The sequence below is a fragment of the Halospina sp. K52047b genome (genome assembly GCF_008709855.1).
GTDB classification, from domain to species: domain Bacteria; phylum Pseudomonadota; class Gammaproteobacteria; order Pseudomonadales; family Oleiphilaceae; genus Halospina; species Halospina utahensis_B.
On the sequence record NZ_VYJH01000044.1, the window covers coordinates 1 to 201 of the forward strand.

1 protein-coding gene is annotated in these 201 nt (G+C 56.7%); it reads right to left on the bottom strand.

Annotated features, from left to right (window positions below; all coding sequences use genetic code 11):
* A partial coding sequence (tnpB, locus tag F3089_RS15805) for an IS66 family insertion sequence element accessory protein TnpB (RefSeq protein ID WP_151441738.1) occupies positions 1 to 201 on the bottom strand: 201 nt, incomplete at both ends.

Below are 201 nucleotides of genomic sequence, written 5' to 3' on the forward strand. Positions count from 1 at the left end.
TTTATGGCCCTTGAGAAGGGTGATGTCGTAGCCATCCAGAAGCCAGTTGATCTGCTCACCGGTCAGCGCCATCAGCTGATCCCCTGGGCCCGGCCACTTGAACCGTTCCTCGGCCAGGGTCTTGTAATAGAGCACGAAGCCGTTGTCTTCCCACATCAGGCACTTGATCTTGTTGCGCTGGCGATTGGTGAAGGCGTAGAG